The sequence below is a fragment of the Limosilactobacillus galli genome (genome assembly GCF_947381495.1).
GTDB lineage: Bacteria > Bacillota > Bacilli > Lactobacillales > Lactobacillaceae > Limosilactobacillus > Limosilactobacillus galli.
Genome location: NZ_CANCWK010000076.1, coordinates 1 through 2,907, shown reverse-complemented (window position 1 = coordinate 2,907; position 2,907 = coordinate 1). Strand labels below are relative to the sequence as shown.

Annotated in this window: 2 protein-coding genes and 1 pseudogene; 2 read left to right on the top strand and 1 reads right to left on the bottom strand. The window is 42.9% G+C overall.

What is annotated here, in order from left to right:
- Positions 1-569: 569 nt before the first annotated feature.
- Complete coding sequence (locus QOS10_RS09140) at positions 570-1,361, top strand: 2-keto-4-pentenoate hydratase (RefSeq protein WP_056994923.1); 792 nt, start codon at positions 570-572, stop codon at positions 1,359-1,361.
- Positions 1,362-1,374: 13 nt separating this feature from the next.
- Positions 1,375-2,313, top strand: coding sequence for a 2-dehydropantoate 2-reductase (locus QOS10_RS09135; protein ID WP_086118428.1), 939 nt, complete (start codon positions 1,375-1,377; stop codon positions 2,311-2,313).
- A gap of 104 nt (positions 2,314-2,417) precedes the next feature.
- Here the strand turns inward: QOS10_RS09135 and QOS10_RS09130 are convergent.
- Positions 2,418-2,783, bottom strand: a pseudogene (locus QOS10_RS09130) (IS30 family transposase); the annotation flags it as partial.
- Positions 2,784-2,907: the final 124 nt, after the last annotated feature.

Genomic DNA, 2,907 nt, shown 5'->3' with positions numbered 1-2,907 from the left:
TGTGGTAACACCATTAAAGACCTTGATGGGTTTTTCTGTCCACTTAAATGTTCAACTTAAATTTTACAATCTGCCTAATTCTAAAAAAAGAGAAAGGAGTAATGACCAACCTTTCTTTTTTTACTGAGTATTTACAATCTAAGTGCAACAGATTTTAAGTTGCAAAGTGAGATCTCAGTTCACTTTTATTAAAGAATTTTAATTTTAACTATTGACAATGAAGATAATCGCGCGTATATTATCATCAACAATTAAATTTAGATGAGAAAAACGTTGAAGGAAATAATGACCAGGGACTAGGTGCAGAGAGCTAACGGTTGGTGAAAGTTAGTCACGGCTCGTGGGAGTTAATCGTTCCTGAGTTACCGGCTGAATTAAAGTAAGCTTAGGTTGGTTGCCATCCATTACCTTGGCCACAAATGTTAGTTTGTGATTGAGATGACTGGCCTTGTGCCGGTTAAAGTAGGATGGTACCACGCGGAAGCGTTCTTACAGTTGCAGAAATGCGACGGTAAGAACGCTTTTTTCTTTCTAAATTTAGCTGTAAGAACTTTTTGGAGGTAATTACTATGACTGAATTAAACACAAAGCAAGAAGAATTCGCCAAGGCACTATTTACAGCTTATGACACCAATACCCCATTAAAAGAAGACGACTGGAAAGACGTAGTGACAGATGATGACACGGCCTATGCAGTTCAAGATGAAGTCATGAAGTTAAAGGGAAAGGAAACAGCAGGCTATAAGGTATCACTGACGAGCAAGCAGACCCAGGACATGTTTGACGCGGATTCACCGTTATACGGACAACAAGTTGCAGAACGGTTCTTGCAGTCACCAGCGGATGTCGATTTGTCCACCCTTAACGAACCGCTCCTGGAAGTTGAACTGGCCTTTCGGGCAAAGGAAGATCTGAAGCCAACTGACTCGCTTGACGATCTTTTCCATAAGGTGACGGTTGCCGGTGACTTGGAACTGCCAGATGCGCGTTTCGTCGACTGGTTCCCGGACCTTGGAAAGTATAACGTAATGTCTGATTGTGCGGTTGGTGGCCTAGTTGTTTACGGGGAAGAACGCGATGCCGACAAGGCCTTTGACAGTGTTGATGATGCGGCAAAGGTTCATGCAGACCTTTACAAAGATGGTGAAAAATTGAAGGATGGTGAATCATCAGAAGTATTGGGCAACCCATTTAAGTCGTTGCAGTGGTTAGTCAAGAAACTTGATGAACAAGGGAAGACGTTTAGCAAGGGCCAAATGGTATCATCCGGTACGTTTGTCCTGCCACCAAAGCTTACGGCTGGTGAGTGGGAAGTGAAGTTTGACCAAGGATTTGGCAATGTAGTCGTCAATGCTAAGTAGGGAGCGTGATTAAATGAAAGTTGCAGTTGCGGGAGTTGGCGCGATGGGGACGCGTTTTGCCCTCAAGTTAAAACAAGCTGGTAATGATGTCACAGTTGTTGATGGTTGGGATGAACGGGTTGCCGCCCTCAAACAAGGTGGCCTCCGGGCAAACCTCGATGGCGAAGAAGTAGCGGTAGATGTTCCGGTATATGGACAAAAGGAGGTACCGCATGATCTGCACTTTGATGTGGTTCTCTTTTTCACCAAGAGTATGCAACTGGAACAGATGGTTAAGGACATGCTGCCAGTTTTTGATGATGATACGTTGGCCCTTTGCCTGATGAACGGGATTGGTCATGAGAAAACCTTGGAGAAATACCTGCCAAAGAATCGGGTATTTCTTGGTAACACAATGTGGACTGCACAAATGACCCGACCGGACCACGTCTTGCTGGAAGATGATGGGAGCTGTGAGTTACGAAACGTTGAACCGGGGGAACCACAAGATCGTCGAGCAGCGGAATTAGTTAAGACTTTGGATGAAGCGGGCTTGAAGGCGCGATTACTTGATGATCCACGGTATTCGGTCTTTCGCAAAGGGTGTGTTAATGGGACACTAAACACACTGTGTACCCTTTTTGAATGCAATCTTGAGGAATTTGGTAAGACAAGTCGTGCCCATGAGATGGTTGTTGGCGTGGTAAAGGAATTTGCTGCTGTTGGTGAAAAAGAGGGGATTCACCTTGATGTAGATGAAGCAGTGAAGCACGTTGAAGATTGCTACCGTGTTATCGGTGCTCATTACCCATCAATGTACCAGGACCTGGTCAAGAACAAACGGCGGACAGAGATTGACTATATTAACGGCTATGTTGCCCGTCATGGTAAGAAATATGGACTTGCAACCCCATTGTGTGATTTGTTAACGGCTGAGCTCCACACGAAGGAGGAATTACAAAATGCTCAGTGATAGTGAAAATTCACCCGGACAGATTAATATTTTAAACATAAAAAGTCGGCTAATGAACTTAGAGTGCTCATGGGCCGACTTTTTTACATTCCCGGAACGTCAATTTAAATTAGAAATTGATCATCTGTAATATGCTTCATGAATACTTCTAAAGGCGTTTGGTAACTAAGTGACTTGCGTGGAATGTTATTACGGCGTGTCATAATTTGCCGGATTAATTCATCAGGTAATGAACGAAAATACATGCCCTTCTTTAGCCCATCACGTCGAATAATACCATTATTGTTTTCGTTTAACCCCCGCTGATTGGGAGCACCAACTTCTGCAAAGTAGGTACTAATATCATACTTATTAGCGATCTCACGCCATTCGGCAAACTCTTTACCATTATCAAATGTGATGGACTTGAAGAGGTGCCGTGGTATTTTGGCAAGTCATTGATCAAGGTGAGTATTAACACATTCGGCAGTACTTAGTTAGAAGCTAGAAAATAATAGTTAATTCCCAGCCTCCTTTTTTATTTCTAAATTTCAAGAATAAGTTAGCCACTAAGCTGAAATAAATAGCACTGACCAATTAATTATTGGTTGATGA

Coding starts and splice junctions, on each gene's coding strand:
- QOS10_RS09135 (WP_086118428.1), top strand. CDS start 1,375: ATGAAAGTTGCAGTTGCGGGAGTTGGCGCGATGGGGACGCGTTTTGCC.
- QOS10_RS09140 (WP_056994923.1), top strand. CDS start 570: ATGACTGAATTAAACACAAAGCAAGAAGAATTCGCCAAGGCACTATTT.